Source organism: Pseudotabrizicola formosa (assembly GCF_002900965.1).
Classification (GTDB): domain Bacteria; phylum Pseudomonadota; class Alphaproteobacteria; order Rhodobacterales; family Rhodobacteraceae; genus Pseudotabrizicola; species Pseudotabrizicola formosa.
On sequence record NZ_PJOM01000001.1, the window covers coordinates 481,784 to 496,358 of the forward strand.

At 65.3% G+C, this 14,575-nt stretch carries 13 protein-coding genes; 8 read left to right on the forward strand and 5 right to left on the reverse strand.

Annotated features, from left to right (window positions below):
* Window positions 1-110: 110 nt before the first annotated feature.
* The 5 genes from bhcA (at window position 111) to CXR43_RS02485 (ending at window position 5,628) form a co-directional block, all read left to right on the forward strand.
* A complete protein-coding gene (bhcA, locus tag CXR43_RS02465; RefSeq protein ID WP_103332440.1) occupies window positions 111-1,301 on the forward strand; it encodes an L-aspartate--glyoxylate aminotransferase BhcA in 1,191 nt (396 codons plus the stop codon).
* Window positions 1,302-1,363: 62 nt separating this feature from the next.
* Window positions 1,364-2,335 carry a beta-hydroxyaspartate dehydratase BhcB gene (gene bhcB, locus CXR43_RS02470; protein WP_103332441.1) on the forward strand — a complete coding sequence of 324 codons (972 nt, stop codon included), beginning with the start codon at window positions 1,364-1,366 and terminating at the stop codon, window positions 2,333-2,335.
* A gap of 4 nt (window positions 2,336-2,339) precedes the next feature.
* On the forward strand, window positions 2,340-3,503 hold the full coding sequence (bhcC, locus tag CXR43_RS02475) for a 3-hydroxy-D-aspartate aldolase BhcC (RefSeq protein ID WP_103332442.1): 1,164 nt from the start codon (window positions 2,340-2,342) through the stop codon (window positions 3,501-3,503).
* Between the two features lie 78 nt (window positions 3,504-3,581).
* Window positions 3,582-4,541 carry an iminosuccinate reductase BhcD gene (gene bhcD, locus CXR43_RS02480; RefSeq protein ID WP_103332443.1) on the forward strand — a complete coding sequence of 320 codons (960 nt, stop codon included), beginning with the start codon at window positions 3,582-3,584 and terminating at the stop codon, window positions 4,539-4,541.
* A gap of 100 nt (window positions 4,542-4,641) precedes the next feature.
* Window positions 4,642-5,628, forward strand: a complete 987-nt coding sequence (locus CXR43_RS02485; RefSeq protein ID WP_246831252.1) for a type I glyceraldehyde-3-phosphate dehydrogenase — start codon at window positions 4,642-4,644, stop codon at window positions 5,626-5,628.
* Window positions 5,629-5,766: 138 nt separating this feature from the next.
* Here CXR43_RS02485 and CXR43_RS02490 read toward each other — a convergent pair whose 3' ends face one another.
* The 4 genes from CXR43_RS02490 to puuE form a co-directional block, all read right to left on the reverse strand.
* Window positions 5,767-7,002 carry a Coenzyme F420 hydrogenase/dehydrogenase, beta subunit C-terminal domain gene (locus CXR43_RS02490; protein ID WP_103332445.1) on the reverse strand — a complete coding sequence of 412 codons (1,236 nt, stop codon included), beginning with the start codon at window positions 7,000-7,002 and terminating at the stop codon, window positions 5,767-5,769.
* A gap of 315 nt (window positions 7,003-7,317) precedes the next feature.
* Window positions 7,318-7,794, reverse strand: a complete 477-nt coding sequence (locus tag CXR43_RS02495; RefSeq protein ID WP_103332446.1) for an ureidoglycolate lyase — start codon at window positions 7,792-7,794, stop codon at window positions 7,318-7,320.
* A gap of 95 nt (window positions 7,795-7,889) precedes the next feature.
* The gene (locus CXR43_RS02500) at window positions 7,890-8,732 is read right to left on the reverse strand and encodes a bifunctional allantoicase/(S)-ureidoglycine aminohydrolase (RefSeq protein ID WP_103332447.1); all 843 of its coding nucleotides are present in this window, start codon (window positions 8,730-8,732) and stop codon (window positions 7,890-7,892) included.
* Window positions 8,729-10,144 carry an allantoinase PuuE gene (gene puuE, locus CXR43_RS02505; RefSeq protein WP_103332448.1) on the reverse strand — a complete coding sequence of 472 codons (1,416 nt, stop codon included), beginning with the start codon at window positions 10,142-10,144 and terminating at the stop codon, window positions 8,729-8,731. The genes CXR43_RS02500 and puuE overlap by 4 nt, the downstream gene beginning before the upstream one ends.
* Window positions 10,145-10,299: 155 nt before the next feature.
* On the opposite strand from puuE, the gene uraH reads away from it, so the two are divergent.
* Both uraH and CXR43_RS02515 read left to right on the forward strand, forming a co-directional pair.
* A complete protein-coding gene (uraH, locus tag CXR43_RS02510; RefSeq protein WP_103332449.1) occupies window positions 10,300-10,653 on the forward strand; it encodes a hydroxyisourate hydrolase in 354 nt (117 codons plus the stop codon).
* A 122-nt stretch (window positions 10,654-10,775) separates the two neighbouring features.
* Window positions 10,776-12,206, forward strand: a complete 1,431-nt coding sequence (locus CXR43_RS02515) for a hypothetical protein (RefSeq protein ID WP_168219723.1) — start codon at window positions 10,776-10,778, stop codon at window positions 12,204-12,206.
* Window positions 12,207-12,229: 23 nt separating this feature from the next.
* Here the strand turns inward: CXR43_RS02515 and CXR43_RS02520 are convergent, their stop codons facing one another.
* Window positions 12,230-13,207: a LysR family transcriptional regulator gene (locus CXR43_RS02520; RefSeq protein ID WP_103332780.1), complete on the reverse strand. Its 978-nt coding sequence runs from the start codon at window positions 13,205-13,207 to the stop codon at window positions 12,230-12,232.
* 115 nt (window positions 13,208-13,322) lie between these two features.
* On the opposite strand from CXR43_RS02520, the gene CXR43_RS02525 reads away from it, so the two are divergent.
* Complete coding sequence (locus tag CXR43_RS02525) at window positions 13,323-14,561, forward strand: urate hydroxylase PuuD (protein ID WP_103332451.1); 1,239 nt, start codon at window positions 13,323-13,325, stop codon at window positions 14,559-14,561.
* Window positions 14,562-14,575: the final 14 nt, after the last annotated feature.

Genomic DNA, 14,575 nt, shown 5'->3' on the forward strand with positions numbered 1-14,575 from the left:
TATGCTTATGAATAGCGGGTTTTCAAAAAAATGAAAAACCTTTCCGAAAAAATTGTCTGATGGCTCTCCATCGCCTAGAGTCACCTCAACAGCGCTTTGGAGGAGCCGCCATGTCTTCGCAGAACCCTGTCTTCATTCCCGGCCCGACCAATATTCCCGAGGTCATTCGCAAGGCCTGCGACATGCCCACGCTCGACCACCGCTCCCCCGCCTTTGCCCGGCTGTTCCGTCCGGCGGTGGCCGGCGTGCGCCGGGTGCTGAAGATGGCCGAGGGTGAGGTCATCATCCTGCCCTCCACCGGCACCGGCGGGTGGGAGGCGGCGATCACCAATACCCTGTCGCCCGGCGACACCGTGCTGGCCGCGCGCTTTGGCATGTTCAGCCACCGCTGGATCGACCTGTGCCAGCGCCACGGCCTGACCGTGCAGATCATCGAGACGCCATGGGGAGAAGGCACCCCGCTGGACCGGATAGAAGCCGCGCTGAAGGCCGACACCAGTGGCACGATCAAGGCCGTCCTCGCCACCCATAACGAGACCGCCACCGGCGTGCGGTCCGACATTGCAGGCCTGCGCCGCGCCATGGATGCGGCGGTCCATGGCGCGATGCTGATGGTTGATGGCGTGTCGTCCATCGGGTCGATGCCGTTCGAAATGGGGGCTTGGGGCGTTGATATCGCGGTGGCGGGCAGCCAGAAGGGGTTCATGCTGCCCGCCGGTCTGGCGATTGTTGGCGTCAGCCCCAAGGCCCTGGCGGCGATGGACAGCGCGATGCTGCCGCGCACTTTCTTTGATTTCAAGGACATGCTGAAAAGCTATGCCGCAGGTGGGTTCCCCTATACCCCACCGGTCGGGTTGATCGCCGGCCTTGCCCGGTCGATCGAACTGCTGGAGGATGAAGGGATGGAGGCTGTCTATGCCCGCCATCACCGCCTGGCGGAAGGCGTGCGCCGTGCGGTTGCCGCCTGGGGCATGCGCCCCTGTGCCGTGACGCCTGACCTGTATTCCGACACGGTGACCGCCGTGATGGTGCCCGAGGGCTGCAATGGCACGGATCTGGTGAAGCTGGCGGCCGAGAAATACGGTGTGGCCTTTGGCGTCGGCCTGGGCGAGGTGGCGGGCAAGGTGTTCCGCATCGGACACCTGGGGATGCTGACCGATGTGATGGTGCTGTCCGGCCTTGCCACCGCCGAGATGTGCATGGCCGATCTGGGCTGGCCGATCACGCTGGGGTCGGGCGTGGCGGCGGCGCAGGAGTATTATCGCGGGTCATCCGTGGCGCTGGCCATGGCCGCGGAGTGAGGCGGCACCCCCGGGGCTCTGCCCCGGACCCCGGGATATTTTGAAACAGATAATGACCAAGGATGAAGGATCTGCCCCAGATGCATGTGCCGACCTTTGACGATGTGATTGCGGCGCATGACCGCATTCGCCCCCATATCCACCGCACGCCGGTGCTGACATCGCGCTATTTCAATGAGTTGGTGGGCGCTGAGCTGTTCTTCAAATGCGAGAACTTTCAGAAGGCCGGGGCGTTCAAGGTGCGCGGGGCCTGCAATGCGGTGTTTGGGCTGGGGGAGGATCAGGCAAAGGCGGGGGTTTGCACCCATTCCAGCGGCAACCATGCGCTGAGCCTGTCTTATGCGGCGGGGCGGCGGGGCATCCCGTGCAATGTGGTGATGCCGCGCACGGCACCACAGGCCAAGAAGGATGCGGTGCGGGGCTATGGCGGGGTGATCACGGAATGTGAGGCATCCACCAGCAGCCGCGAGGCGGTGTTTGCCCAAGTGCAGGCGCGGACGGGGGGAGAGTTTGTGCACCCCTACAATGACCCGCGCGTGATTGCCGGGCAGGCCACCTGTTCGCGCGAACTGCTTGAACAGGTTGAGGATTTGGACTGCGTTATCGCACCAATTGGTGGGGGCGGCATGATCTCGGGCACCTGTCTGACCATGAGCGCGATTGCCCCGGGGGTGGATGTCTATGCGGCTGAGCCGTTGAATGCCGATGACGCCTATCGCAGTTTCAAGGCGGGCAGGATCATTGTCGATGATGCGCCCGAAACCGTGGCCGACGGGTTGAAGGTGCCGCTGAAGGACCTGACCTGGCATTTCGTCTCGAACCACGTCGCCGATATTTTCACGGCCACGGAAGAAGAGATCATCGCGGCGATGAAGCTGACCTGGCAGCGGATGAAGATCGTGATGGAGCCAAGCTGCGCCGTGCCGCTGGCCACCCTATTGAAAAACAAGGATGTCTTCCGGGGGCGGCGCGTGGGCGTCATCATCACCGGGGGGAACGTCGATCTGGACACTTTGCCTTGGATGAAAGGGTAACACCATGAACAAGCACGCAGATTTCGAAGGCTTCGAGGTAGGCTATGACATTCCGGCCCTGCCGGGGATGGATGAGGCGGATATCCAGACCCCGTGCCTTGTGCTGGATCTGGACGCTTTGGAGCGCAATATCAAGAAGATGGGCGATTATGCCCGGGCGCATGGCATGCGCCACCGGGTGCATGGCAAGATGCACAAATCGGTCGATGTGGCCTTGCTGCAAGAGCGGCTTGGCGGGTCGGTGGGTGTGTGTTGCCAGAAGGTGTCGGAGGCCGAGGTTTTTGCCCGGGGCGGCATCAAGGATGTGCTGGTCAGCAATCAGGTGCGCGATCCGGCCAAGATTGACCGGCTGGCGCGGATGCCGAAATTGGGTGCAAGAACAATTGTTTGCGTCGATATGCTGGACAATGTCGCCGACCTGTCGGCGGCGGCGGTGCGGCATGGCACGACCATCGAATGTCTGGTGGAGATCGACTGCGGGGCCGGGCGCTGCGGGGTGAAGACCACGCCGGAGGTGGTTGCCATCGCACAGGCGATTGACGGCGCGCCGGGGCTGAAATTTGCGGGGCTGCAGGCCTATCAGGGGGCGATGCAGCATATGGACAGCTACGCCGACCGCAAGGCCAAGATCGACCTTGCCGTGGCGCAGGTCAGGGACGCGGTGGAGGGGCTCAAGGCCGTGGGGCTGGCGTGCGACATCGTGGGCGGCGGCGGCACCGGCAGCTATTATTTTGAAAGCAATTCCGGCGTTTACAATGAGTTGCAATGCGGCAGCTATGCGTTCATGGATGCCGATTATGGCCGGATTCTGGACAGGGATGGCAAGCGGATTGATCAGGGCGAATGGGAGAATGCGCTGTTCATCCTGACCTCTGTGATGTCCCATGCCAAGGCGGACAAGGCCATTGTGGATGCCGGATTGAAGGCGCAATCGGTGGATTCCGGGCTGCCGGTGATCTTTGGGCGGACGGATGTAAAGTACGTCAAATGCAGTGATGAGCATGGCGTGGTTGATGACCCGGCCGGGGTCTTGAGCGTCAATGACAAGCTGCGGCTGGTGCCGGGCCACTGTGATCCGACCTGCAATGTGCATGATTGGTATGTCGGTGTGCGCGGCGGGAAGGTCGAAGTGGTCTGGCCGGTGTCTGCCCGGGGCAAGGCCTATTGAGATGGGAATTGACCGTATGGTTCGTGTCTGGCCCGCGTATGGTGCGCGTATGGCAAACGTCATGACGCGGGTGCGGGCATGAGGATTGTGCCGGAAGCGCTGATTGCGGGGCTGGTGTCGCCCGAGGATGCCTTTGCGGCGGTCGAGGCGGTGTTTGCCGCCATGTCGCGGGGAGAGGCCTATAACTTCGACGTGGTGCGCGAAGCCTTGGGCGAAGGGCGGCAGTACGGGTTCAAGTCGGGGCTGGACCGGGCTGGCGGGCAGCTGGGGGTGAAGGCCGGGGGGTACTTTCCGGGCAATGCGGCGCGGGGGATCATCAACCACCAATCCACCGTGTTCCTGTTCGATCCGGAGACCGGGCGGCCCACGGCCATGGTGGGGGGCGGGCTGTTGACCGCGCTGCGCACCGCCGCCGCCTCGGCCATTTCCATCGACCGGCTGGCGCGGCGGGAGGCGCGCGTGCTTGGCATGGTGGGGGCCGGGCATCAGGCCGGGTTCCAGCTGCGCGCGGCGGCGCGGGTGCGGGAGTTTGAGCGGGTGATCGCCTGGAACCTGCACCCCGAGATGCTGGACAGCCTGGGCACGATTGCGGCCGAGCTGGGCCTGCCGTTCGAAGCGGTGCCTCTGGCGCGGATGGCAGAGGCGGATGTGATTGTGACGATCACCTCTTCGCCCGCGGCCAGCCTGATGAGTGCGCCTGTGGCACCGGGCACGCATCTGGCCTGTATGGGGACCGATACGAAGGGCAAGCAGGAGGTGGAGCCGGCGCTGCTGGGCCGTGCGTCCGTCTTTACCGATGAGATTGCGCAATCGGTGAGCCTTGGCGAGGCGCAGCATGCGGTGGCGGCGGGCCTGCTGGATGCGACGGCGATCACGCCTTTGGGCGATGTGATCACCGGCAGGCACCCGGGGCGGCGGTCGGCGGAGGAGATCACGCTGTTTGATGGCACCGGCGTTGGCTTGCAGGATCTGGCGGTGGCGGCGATGGCCGTGCGCCGGGCGGAAGAGCGCGGGCAGGGCGTGGTGGTTGAGGTTTAGACCCGAGCTGGCGCGCGGGAAACCTTGTCCGGGTGACAAAGCCGCGCTTGCGCGCGGGGCGGGGGCGTGCTGATCCTGCCGTCCGGGAATGAGGTGCAGGATGCGGGTCTTTATCAACGGGTTTGGCCGGATCGGCCGTTCGGTGCTGCGGGCCTGGGCGACGGACCCGGCGCTGTGGCCCGGGCTGGAGGTGGTGGGGATCAATGACATCGCAGCCCCCGAGATGTGCGCGCATCTGTTTGAATATGACAGTGTGTTTGGCCCGTGGCGCGGGACGGTTGCCTTGGAAGGCGGCTGTCTGGTTGTGAACGGGCGGGCGATTCCGCTGCACCGGGTGGCGGATCTGTCGGGTCTGGATCTCGGCGCTGTGGATGTGGTGATGGAATGCACCGGGCGGGCGGATGGCCGCGAGGTGGCGGCACGCGGGCTGCAAGCCGGGGCGCGGCGGGTGCTGGTCTCTGGCCCGTCGCAGGCGGCGGAGGTGACGATTGTGCTGGGGGCGAATGAGGACGTGCTGGGCGATCAGCAGATCGTGTCGAACGCGTCCTGCACCACCAATGCGCTGGCGCCGCTGGCGCGGCTGATTGACCGCGACTGGGGGGTGGTGACGGGGTCGATGACCACGATCCATTGCTATACCGGCAGCCAGCCGACGGTGGATGCCCCGGCGGCGGATTACGCACGGTCGCGCGCGGCGGCGCTGTCGATGGTGCCGACGACCACCAGTGCCTCGCGCCTGCTGGATGCGGTGCTGCCCGGGATGGCGGGGCGGATCGAGGGGTCGGCGGTGCGGGTGCCGGTGGCCAGCGTGTCTTGCGTTGATCTGGCGGTGATGACGGCGCGGCCGGTGACGGTGGAGGCGGTGAATGCGGCGTTCCATGCGGCGGCCAGATCGGGGGGCGCTGTCATTGGCGTGACCGACCGGGCGCTGGTGTCAACCGATCTGCGGGCAAGGCCGGAAAGCATCGTGATGGCCACGCCGGAGACGCGGGTGACGCAGGGCGGGATGCTGCGGGTGTTCGGCTGGTATGACAATGAGTGGGGATTCTCCAACCGGATGCTGGATGTGGCCTTGCGGATGGGGTGACCGGTGCCGGTGCATCTGCCCGAACGGGATCTGATTGAGCGCGCTGCGCGCGCGTTGTCTTGTGTCGCCTGCGGGCCCTTCGGCCCTCGGCTCCGCTGAGGGGGGCGCGGCCCCCCAAGCTGCTGTACACTGGCGCTGTCAGGCTTTGGGAGGGCGGGTTTCATCTGTGCCGGGCGTCAGGCCGTAGCGGGCGGCGATGGCCCAGACATGGGGCGGGATCATGTTTTTCATCCGCGCCGGATGGGCGCGGCGCAGATGGAGGATGGTTTCCACCGCTTTCATCTCGACCCGTGCACGGGCGAATTCCAACCCCTTGGGACCGAAGCGGCGTTGCATCAGGCCGACCAGCGGGCGCAGCCAGTTGGGCATGCGGCGGAGCGGCAGGCCACCGGCGGCGCGGGCGGTGTTTTCCATGAAGCCTTTGACGGCGGCTTCGCGTTTGCCGGAGGAGGTGAGGGGGGTAGTGGTCAGGCGGTCAGCGATCATTGCCAGCAGGTCTGCACCGCGCGCGTTGCGGGCGATGATCCATTGGTCGCCGTCGCCGCCCATATAGCCCACGGTGATATCGGCCAGACGGTTGGTGTAATCGACGCAGGTCTTGCAGGTCATCGGGAAGAAATCGGCGGGCAACTGGCTGATGGGGAGCTGCAGGAAGGGGATGAAGCGGGGTTTGCGGCCATCGTCGAAGCGCAGTTCCACGCGGAAATCGGCGCGGAATTCGAGGTAGCTGATGGTCTGGGGGGCCGCGTCCAGCAGGTTCAGGAAACTGTGGAAATTCGCGGTCGTGGTGTTGTCGGAGCAGGGGGTGCCGATGATGTAGAGCGCGTCCAGCCCCAGTTCGGATTCGAGCGCGCGCAGGGCGTAGGTCTGGCAGGGGATGCCGATCATCGCCAGCCGCTTGTATCCGGCGGCGCGGGCGGGTTCCAGCAGCGCCAGCGTGGGCGCCCAGCCCATGCGCATGCCGCGGGCAAGCGCCATGTCGGCGGGGTTGGTGATGAGGGCGGGCAGGGGTTTCCAGCGGTCGGACGGGTCTGGCAGCACGGTCAGGACGGCATCAACCAGCCCGCGTTCGAGCAGCGTGGCGGCGAGGGTGGTGGTGATGCCGGTCCATTGCGCGCCGGGGGCCGGGGGGGTGAGGCGGGCGCGCAGCATGGTCTGGGTGACGCCGAAGAAGGAGTCATCCGTGCCGGGGGTGGCGCTGCGGCCATGCACCGCCAGTTCCAGTGCGGGGTAGTCGGGGGCGATGAACTGGCAGGCACGCCCGCAGGCGCGGCCATCGCCCAGGCGCGAGATGCCGCAATCGGTGCAGAGCCCGTCGCGCGGGCCACCGGGGAGGGTGGGGATCTGCGGGCCGGGGGTGGTGTGGTCGAACATGGGGCCTCCTTGGCGATGGGGGCAGAATAGAACTGTCAGGAAAAAATGACAGTGCCTTGTGGCGGGGGGGGGAGGCGGACAGTCGGGCGGAGGCCGCATGGCAGGCTGACCCCAAATCCTGCGGCAATGGACAGGGGCGGGGTGGGGTATGCCTGTTGCAGGCCGGGCGGCCTGCTGTCCTGTGGCCGAAGGGGGCCCCGCTGCGGTGGCGGGGGCGGCTTTGCCGCTGCGGACCCTGTTTCCGGTGCGTTTGGCTTTGGGCGTTTGGCAGGTCCCTTGGCGCAGCCTCTATGTCCGGGCTGGCCTGCCCCCCGTTCAGGGTGCCAGGACCGTCCAGCTGTCGCGGTAGCGGTGTTCTTCGAGGTTTGGGCTGGCACCGATGCGGTCGACCACGGCGAAGAGGCCGGGGGCGTGGAGCGGGGTCAGCACGCCATGCCAGGTGCCGCGATGCAGATTGATGCCCTGGCTGCCATCGGTCAGGAAGGCGAGGGGGGGCGCATCGGGGCCGGGAGCGACGATGACCAGAAACGGATGCGCGGTCATCGGGAGGAAGGCCTGGGAGCCGTCGGGGTGGCGTTCGATCAGGTCAAATGTGTAGGGCAGGGTGCGGGGGGCGGCCTGGAAGATGGAGATCCCGGCGCGGCCATCGGGCCCGAAATCGAGGGTGGCGCGGTCGTGGTGGCGCTGGCAGAGGCCTGCGTTGATGAGGCGGAACTCTCCCGTCGCGTCGAGAATGTCGCCATAGGGGGCGAAGGCCTGGGCGGTGAGGGGGATGGGCGTGATGACCTGCATCGGGCGTGCCTTTGGGCTGGGGGCGGAGCGGGGGGTTTCACACCCCCCGGACCCCCCGTGGGATATTTGGGAACAGATAATGGGCAGGGGCGGGATTACAGTGCCGGGCCGAAGGCCCCGGGGCCGCGCAGTCTGGCGTGGCGGTTGACGTCCTTGTAGAGCAGGTAGCGGAAGGGGCCGGGGCCTGCGGCATAGCAGGCCTGCGGGCAATAGGCGCGCAGCCACATGAAATCGCCGGCCTCAACCTCGACCCAGTCCTGATTGAGCTTGTAGACCGCCTTGCCCTGCAAGACGTAGAGCCCGTGTTCCATCACATGGGTTTCCTCGAATGGGATCGTGCCGCCGGGCTGGAAGGTGACGATGTTGACATGGGCATCGTGGCGCAGATCGGCGGGGTCGGCAAAGCGGGTGGTGCCCCAGACCTGGTTGGTGCCGGGCATGAAGGTGAGGGGCATGTCGCGGTCATTGGTGAGGATGGGATCGGGGGGCGCGATGCCGGGGGCGGGGTCGTAGAGTTTGCGCAGCCAGTGGAAGCGGGCGGGGCTGCTGCCCGTGGCCAGCAGGGTCCAGGGCATGCCTGCGGGGATGAAAGCGTAGCTGCCGTCTTGCAGGGGGTGGCTTTGGCCGTCGAGGGTGAGGGTGGCGGTGCCTTCGGTGAAGAACAGCCAGTGTTCGGCGCCTTCCTCGGCGTCGGGGGTATCGGAGCCGCCGCCGGGGGCCACTTCCATCACATATTGGCTGAAGGTTTCGGAAAACCCGGACATCGGGCGGGCGATCAGCCAGAGGCGGGTGTCGCGCCAGCCGGGCAGGGCGCTGGTGACGATGTCGGAAAAGCAGCCCTTGGGGATCACCGCATAGGCGGTGGTGAAGACGGCGCGGCCGGTCATCAGCTGGGTTTGCGGCGGCAGGCCGCCAGGGGGGGCGTAATACTGGGTCATGGCAGGATGTCTTTCAGGCGCAGGGCGGCGATGCGTTCCACCTGGGCGCAGGCGGTGGTGAATTCGGTGGCGGTGTCATTGGCGATGCGGGCGTGGAAGGCGGCAAGGATGCTGTCCTTGCTGTGGTCGCGCACGGCGATGATGAAGGGAAAGCCGTGCTTGGCGACATAATCGGTGTTGAGCCGCTCGAACGCCGCGCGCTCGGCATCGGTGAGCGCATCCAGCGCCGCGCTGGCCTGTTCGGCGGCGGAATCGGGTGTCAGCCGTTTGGCGGCGGCCAGTTTGCCGGCGAGGTCGGGGTGGGCCCGCAGCACGCCCAGCTTTTCGGCGGGGGTGGCGCTGCGGAACATCCGGGTCAGGGCGGAATGCACCCCGGCGGCGCAGTCATGCGCGGGGCCAAGTTCGAGGGCATGGGCGCGGTCGGCGATCCAGGGCGAGTGTTCAAAGATGCTGCCGAAGCACGCGGTGAAGCGGGCGCGGCTCATCTGGCTGGGGCGTTCAAAGCGCCGGTGTGGGTGGGTTGCGGCCCAATGGCGGGCGATGTCGATGCGGCGGGGGAACCAGACGCCATCGTGGGTTTGTGCGTAGTCGAGGAAGCGTTGCAGGCCGGCAAATTTTCCGGGGCGGCCGATCAGGCGGTTGTGCAGGCCGATGGAAAACATCTTGGCCCGGCCTGCCTCGCCTTCGGCATAAAGCACGTCGAAGGTGTCTTTCAGGTATTGGAAGAACTGCTCGCCGGTGATGTAGCCGGGGGCGGTGGCGAAGCGCATGTCGTTTGCTTCCAGCGTATAGGGGATGACCAGCTGGTCATGGTCGCCGAGCGCCAGCCAATAGGGCAGGTCGTCATCATAGGTGTCGGAGATCCAGGCCAGTTTGCGGGACTCGGCGGTGAGGCGCACGGTGTTCATCGAACAGCGGCCGGTGTACCAGCCCTGAGGGGGCGCGCCGGTGAGCTCTTCGTGCAGGCGGAAGGAGTCTGCGATCTGGGCGCGTTCTTCATCTTCGGCCATGTCGCGGTGATCGACCCATTTCAGCCCGTGGCTGGCGATTTCCCAGCCTGCGGCCTGCATGGCGGCCAGCTGTTCGGGGTTGCGCGCCAGGGCGCTGGTCACGCCGTAGACCGTGACCGGCAGGCCGCGCGCGGTGAACAGGCGGTGCAGGCGCCAGAACCCGGCGCGGGCGCCGTAGTCATAGATCGACTCCATGTTCCAATGCCGCTGGCCCGGCCATGGCGCGGCCCCGGCGATGTCGGACAGGAAGGCCTCGGACTGGGCATCACCGTGCAGCAGGTTGTTCTCGCCGCCCTCTTCGTAGTTGAGCACGAGGGAGATGGCGATCTTGGCGCCACCCGGCCACCCGGCATCAGGGGCGTCGGGGCCGTGGCCACGGAAATCTCGGGGGTAGCGGGTCACCGGGACACCTCACTTTCAGGTATTGCGGAAGGATAGACGCGAATTCTGCGCTGGTTTATCAAGAAATTCGAGAAAGACATATTGGGTGCACAGGCTGTCGTATCGGGGCGCGTTTCGTGCTGTGATGCAAGCCGGATCACAGGAAGGACCACAGGATGGGACGGCTTTCGACGCATGTGCTGGATACGGCGCTGGGCAAACCGGCGGCGGGCGTGAAAATCCGGCTGTACCGGGTGAGCGGCACCTCATCCGAGCAGATTGCCGAGGTTGTGACCAATGGTGATGGCCGCACCGATGCGCCGCTGTTGACTGGGGATGGCTTGACAGCGGGCACCTATGAGCTGGTGTTCCTTGCGGGCGATTACCTGCGCCAGACCGGGCAGGCGACGGGTGAGGTGTTGTTTTTGAACGAAATTCCGATCCGCTTTGGCGTGCCGGATGCAGGGCAGCATTATCATGTGCCACTGCTGATTTCGCCCTTTGCCTATTCCACCTATCGCGGCAGTTGACCGGGGGGCGCAAAACCTGACCTTGCACTGCGCGCCGGAAAGCTATTCTGTCTTGCCACAACGATAGCACTTTTCTGGAGAGTGACATGTTCAGGACCAATGTTTTGATGACGGCGCCGGTGATGGCGATTTTGATGTGTGGCACGGCGCAGGCTGCGTTGACGGCGGATCAGGTCTGGGCCGACCTGCAGGCGGCGGCCACCGAGGGCGGGATGAAGATCAGCGCGGCGACGGAAGTGGCAGGCGATGGCGAGCTGACGCTGAATGGTGTGAGCATCACCCCCGATGGCAAGCCCGCGATTGCCACGATTTCCGAAGTGTCGATCGTCGAGCAGGAGGATGGCAGCGTGGCCTTCTTCCCCGGCGAGATCCGGTTGGAGAACACCGGGCCGGGCAAGGTTGCGATCACGCATGAAGAGCTGTCGATCAGCGCGTTCGAGGATGCGGGCGGGCTGGGCTATGGCATGGACGCAGACAGCCTGTCGGTTGCGGTCAATGTCGTCGAGGGCGCGAACATGTTTGACGGCACCTTTGATCTGACCGCGGTTTCGGGGCGCTATACGCGCGGCTTGGAGGCGCTGGGGATGGAGATGTCGGCGGACCAGCTGCTGTACAACATCACGCAGAAAGACCCGTCGCTGGGCATCGACTCGGTGAACAGCAGCGATACGGCCGATCTGGTGCTGACCGGTGAGCTGACCCTGCCCGAAGGCATCAACCTGATGTCTTTGCAGGACACGCCTTCGTTCATCGCGGCGGTGCGCGCGGGGCTTGGCCTCAGCTTTGAAGCGACGCAGGGCGTATCGACCGGCGACATGGTCGAGAACAACCCGATGATGCCGGTGAGCGTGGCGTTTTCAGCGGCACCGGGGACCACCTCGGTGAAGGCGGGTGCCGATGGGGTGGATATTTCGACCACTGTCGAAGGATTTGACGTGACCCTGCGTCCGCCGATGATGCCGATGCCGGTCGAGGCCACGAGCGGCACCTTTGGCCTTGGGCTGAGCCTGCCGGTGGTGGCGACCGAGGAGGCGGGCGCCTATGGCCTGCAGCTGACGATGGAAAATCTGGTGCTGGATGATGCGGCCTGGGGCATGATCGACGCGGGCAATGTGCTGGAGCATGGGCCGCTGGATGTGGCGCTGGATCTGGGCGGTACGGTCAAGGTCGATGTGCTGGACCTGATGCAGGCGGGCGAAACCGGTGCGCCGCCGAACACCACGCCGGAGCTGCTGACGCTGGATATCCGCACGCTGGCGGTTCAGGCGCTTGGGGCCGTGGCCAATGCGACAGGGGCCTTTACCTTTGACAATTCGATGGTGGCCATGGGCGGGCCGCCGATGCCGGTGGGCACTGCCGATGTGCGGCTGGAAGGCGGCAACAAGGTGATCGACGGGTTGATCGCCATGGGGGTGATCACGCAGGAGGATGCGATGGGCGCGCGCATGATGATGGCGATGTTCGGCCAGCCTGCGGGTGACGATGTGCTGACCTCGAAGATCGAGGCGCGCGAGGGCGGGTCGATCTTTGTGAACGGCCAGCAGATTCAATAAGCGGACCGGGTCTGCCTGACCTGTCAGACGCCCGCGCCATCCCCGGTGCGGGCGTCTTGCGGTGCAGCCTCCGGCGGTGTGTCTGGGCCATCGGTGGCGCGCCGCAGTTCTTCCTTGATCTTTGCCGCCATGTAATCGGTGAAGATCCGCACCTTGGGGTCTTTCAACCGGCGGTGCTGGCTGAGGCTGGACAGTTGCACCGGGATGGGGGGCGTGGCCACTGCCACGGGTCGCAGGGTGCCCGCGCGCAGATGGTCGGCCACTTCGAACCGGGGTTTGAGGACAATGCCGCGCCCGGCAAGCGCCCATTGCGTCAGCACATCGCCATCATCGGATTCATAGGGGCCGGTGATTTCGAACCGGCGCGGGCCGTCCGGGGTGATCAGGGTCCATTGGAACTCTTTCGCGCCCGGATAGCGCAGGTTCAGGCAATCATGCCGGTCGCGCAGCAGGGCCGCCCCGTCCTCGGGCATGCCGCGCCGCGCGATATAGGCGGGGGCGGCGCAGAGCACCCGCTGACAATCGGCGATCAGCCGGACCTTGAGTGTGCTGTCATCAAGGATGCCAAGGTGGAAGGCCACGTCGATGCCTTCGCTGACCACATCAACCCCGCGGTCCGACAGGCGCAGGCGCACGTCGATCTGCGGGTAGAGATCCTTGAAGGGCGGCACATGGGGGGCGATGAAGCGCCGCCCGATGCCAAGCGGGGCCGCGACAAAGATGGTGCCGCGCGGGTTTTGCGTGACATCCATCACGGCGGATTCGGCATCCTCGATCGCTTCGAGGATGCGGATGGCACCGTCATAGAAGATGCGGCCGTTTTCGGTGGGTTGCAGGCTGCGGGTGGTGCGGTTGAACAGGCGCACGCCCAGATGCTTTTCGAGGTCCGAGATCCGGGCCGAGGCCACGGCGGGCGAGGTGCGCTGATCGCGGGCCGCCGCACTCATGCTGCTCAATTCATAGACGCGGACAAACATGCGGATGGTGTTGACGTAGGACATCTGGGCATATCCCATTATACGGACGTATTTGAAAGTGATGCGGTATTTCGCAGGATTAACAGAAGATACCGGCTTGGTATAGCGTTTGCGCCAAGGACAGGCAGGAGGGCGTGCGATGTATGATCTGGCGGTGATGTGGGAATGGGTCGAGATCGGCGTGCGCTGGCTGCATGTGATCACGGCCATCGCCTGGATCGGGTCGTCGTTCTATTTCGTGGCGCTGGACCTTGGCTTGCGCAAGACCCCCAGCCTGCCGCCGCTGGCGCATGGCGAGGAGTGGCAGGTGCATGGCGGGGGGTTCTACCATATCCAGAAATATCTGGTGGCCCCCGAGATGATGCCCGAGCATCTGACATGGTTCAAATGGGAGGCCTATGCGACCTGGCTTTCGGGCTTTGCCATGCTGGTGCTGGTCTATTATCTGGGGGCAGAACTGTTTCTGATCGACCCCACCGTGATGGATCTGGCGGTGTGGCAGGCGATCGGCATTTCGCTCGCGTCGCTGGCCTTTGGCTGGCTGGCCTATAACACGCTGTGCCGGCTGTTCGTGAATGCGGATCAGACGGTGCTGATGGTGGCGCTGTTCGGGGTGCTGGTGGGGATGTCGTGGTTTTACACGCAAGTGTTTTCGGGCCGCGCGGCGCTTTTGCATCTGGGGGCGTTCACCGCCACGATCATGAGTGCGAATGTGTTCATGGTGATCATGCCCAATCAGCGCATTGTGGTGGCCGATCTGAAGGCGGGGCGCAAGCCGGACCCGAAATACGGCAAGATCGCCAAGCAGCGCAGCACGCATAACAATTACCTGACGCTGCCGGTGATCTTCCTGATGCTGTCGAACCATTATCCGCTGGTGTTTGCCACCGAGTATAACTGGATCATCGCGTCACTGGTGTTCCTGATGGGGGTGACGATCCGGCATTGGTTCAACACCAAGCACGCGCGCAAGGGCAACCCGCACTGGACCTGGGGGCTGACGGCGATCCTGTTCCTGCTGATCGCCTGGCTGTCCACCGCGCCCTTGCGCACGGTGCCGGAGCCCGAGACTGCGCTGTCCGGGGCGGCCTTGCAGCACGCGGCGGCGGATGGTTTTGAAGATGTGGTGGGCATCGTGCAGGGCCGTTGCAGCATGTGCCACGCGGCAGAGCCGTCTTGGGAGGGCATGGTCTGGCCGCCCAAGGGCGTGGTGCTGGAGACGCCTGCCCAGATCGCGCAAGAGGCGCGGCGGATCTATCTGCAATCGGGGGTCAGCCATGCGATGCCGCCGGGCAACCTGAGCTATATGGAGCCGGAAGAACGGCTTGCCATCCTCCGCTGGTTCCGCGCCGCGGACTTGGGCGGGGTAGAGGGGTGACAGGCAAACGGGCC

Bases quoted from the DNA above. Each gene is read 5' to 3' on its own strand.
- bhcA (WP_103332440.1), top strand. From the start codon at position 111: ATGTCTTCGCAGAACCCTGTCTTCATTCCCGGCCCGACCAATATTCCC.
- bhcB (WP_103332441.1), top strand. From the start codon at position 1,364: ATGAAGGATCTGCCCCAGATGCATGTGCCGACCTTTGACGATGTGATT.
- bhcC (WP_103332442.1), top strand. From the start codon at position 2,340: ATGAACAAGCACGCAGATTTCGAAGGCTTCGAGGTAGGCTATGACATT.
- bhcD (WP_103332443.1), top strand. From the start codon at position 3,582: ATGAGGATTGTGCCGGAAGCGCTGATTGCGGGGCTGGTGTCGCCCGAG.
- CXR43_RS02485 (WP_246831252.1), top strand. From the start codon at position 4,642: ATGCGGGTCTTTATCAACGGGTTTGGCCGGATCGGCCGTTCGGTGCTG.
- CXR43_RS02490 (WP_103332445.1), bottom strand. From the start codon at position 7,002: ATGTTCGACCACACCACCCCCGGCCCGCAGATCCCCACCCTCCCCGGT.
- CXR43_RS02495 (WP_103332446.1), bottom strand. From the start codon at position 7,794: ATGCAGGTCATCACGCCCATCCCCCTCACCGCCCAGGCCTTCGCCCCC.
- CXR43_RS02500 (WP_103332447.1), bottom strand. From the start codon at position 8,732: ATGACCCAGTATTACGCCCCCCCTGGCGGCCTGCCGCCGCAAACCCAG.
- uraH (WP_103332449.1), top strand. From the start codon at position 10,300: ATGGGACGGCTTTCGACGCATGTGCTGGATACGGCGCTGGGCAAACCG.
- CXR43_RS02515 (WP_168219723.1), top strand. From the start codon at position 10,776: ATGGCGATTTTGATGTGTGGCACGGCGCAGGCTGCGTTGACGGCGGAT.
- CXR43_RS02520 (WP_103332780.1), bottom strand. From the start codon at position 13,207: ATGTCCTACGTCAACACCATCCGCATGTTTGTCCGCGTCTATGAATTG.
- CXR43_RS02525 (WP_103332451.1), top strand. From the start codon at position 13,323: ATGTATGATCTGGCGGTGATGTGGGAATGGGTCGAGATCGGCGTGCGC.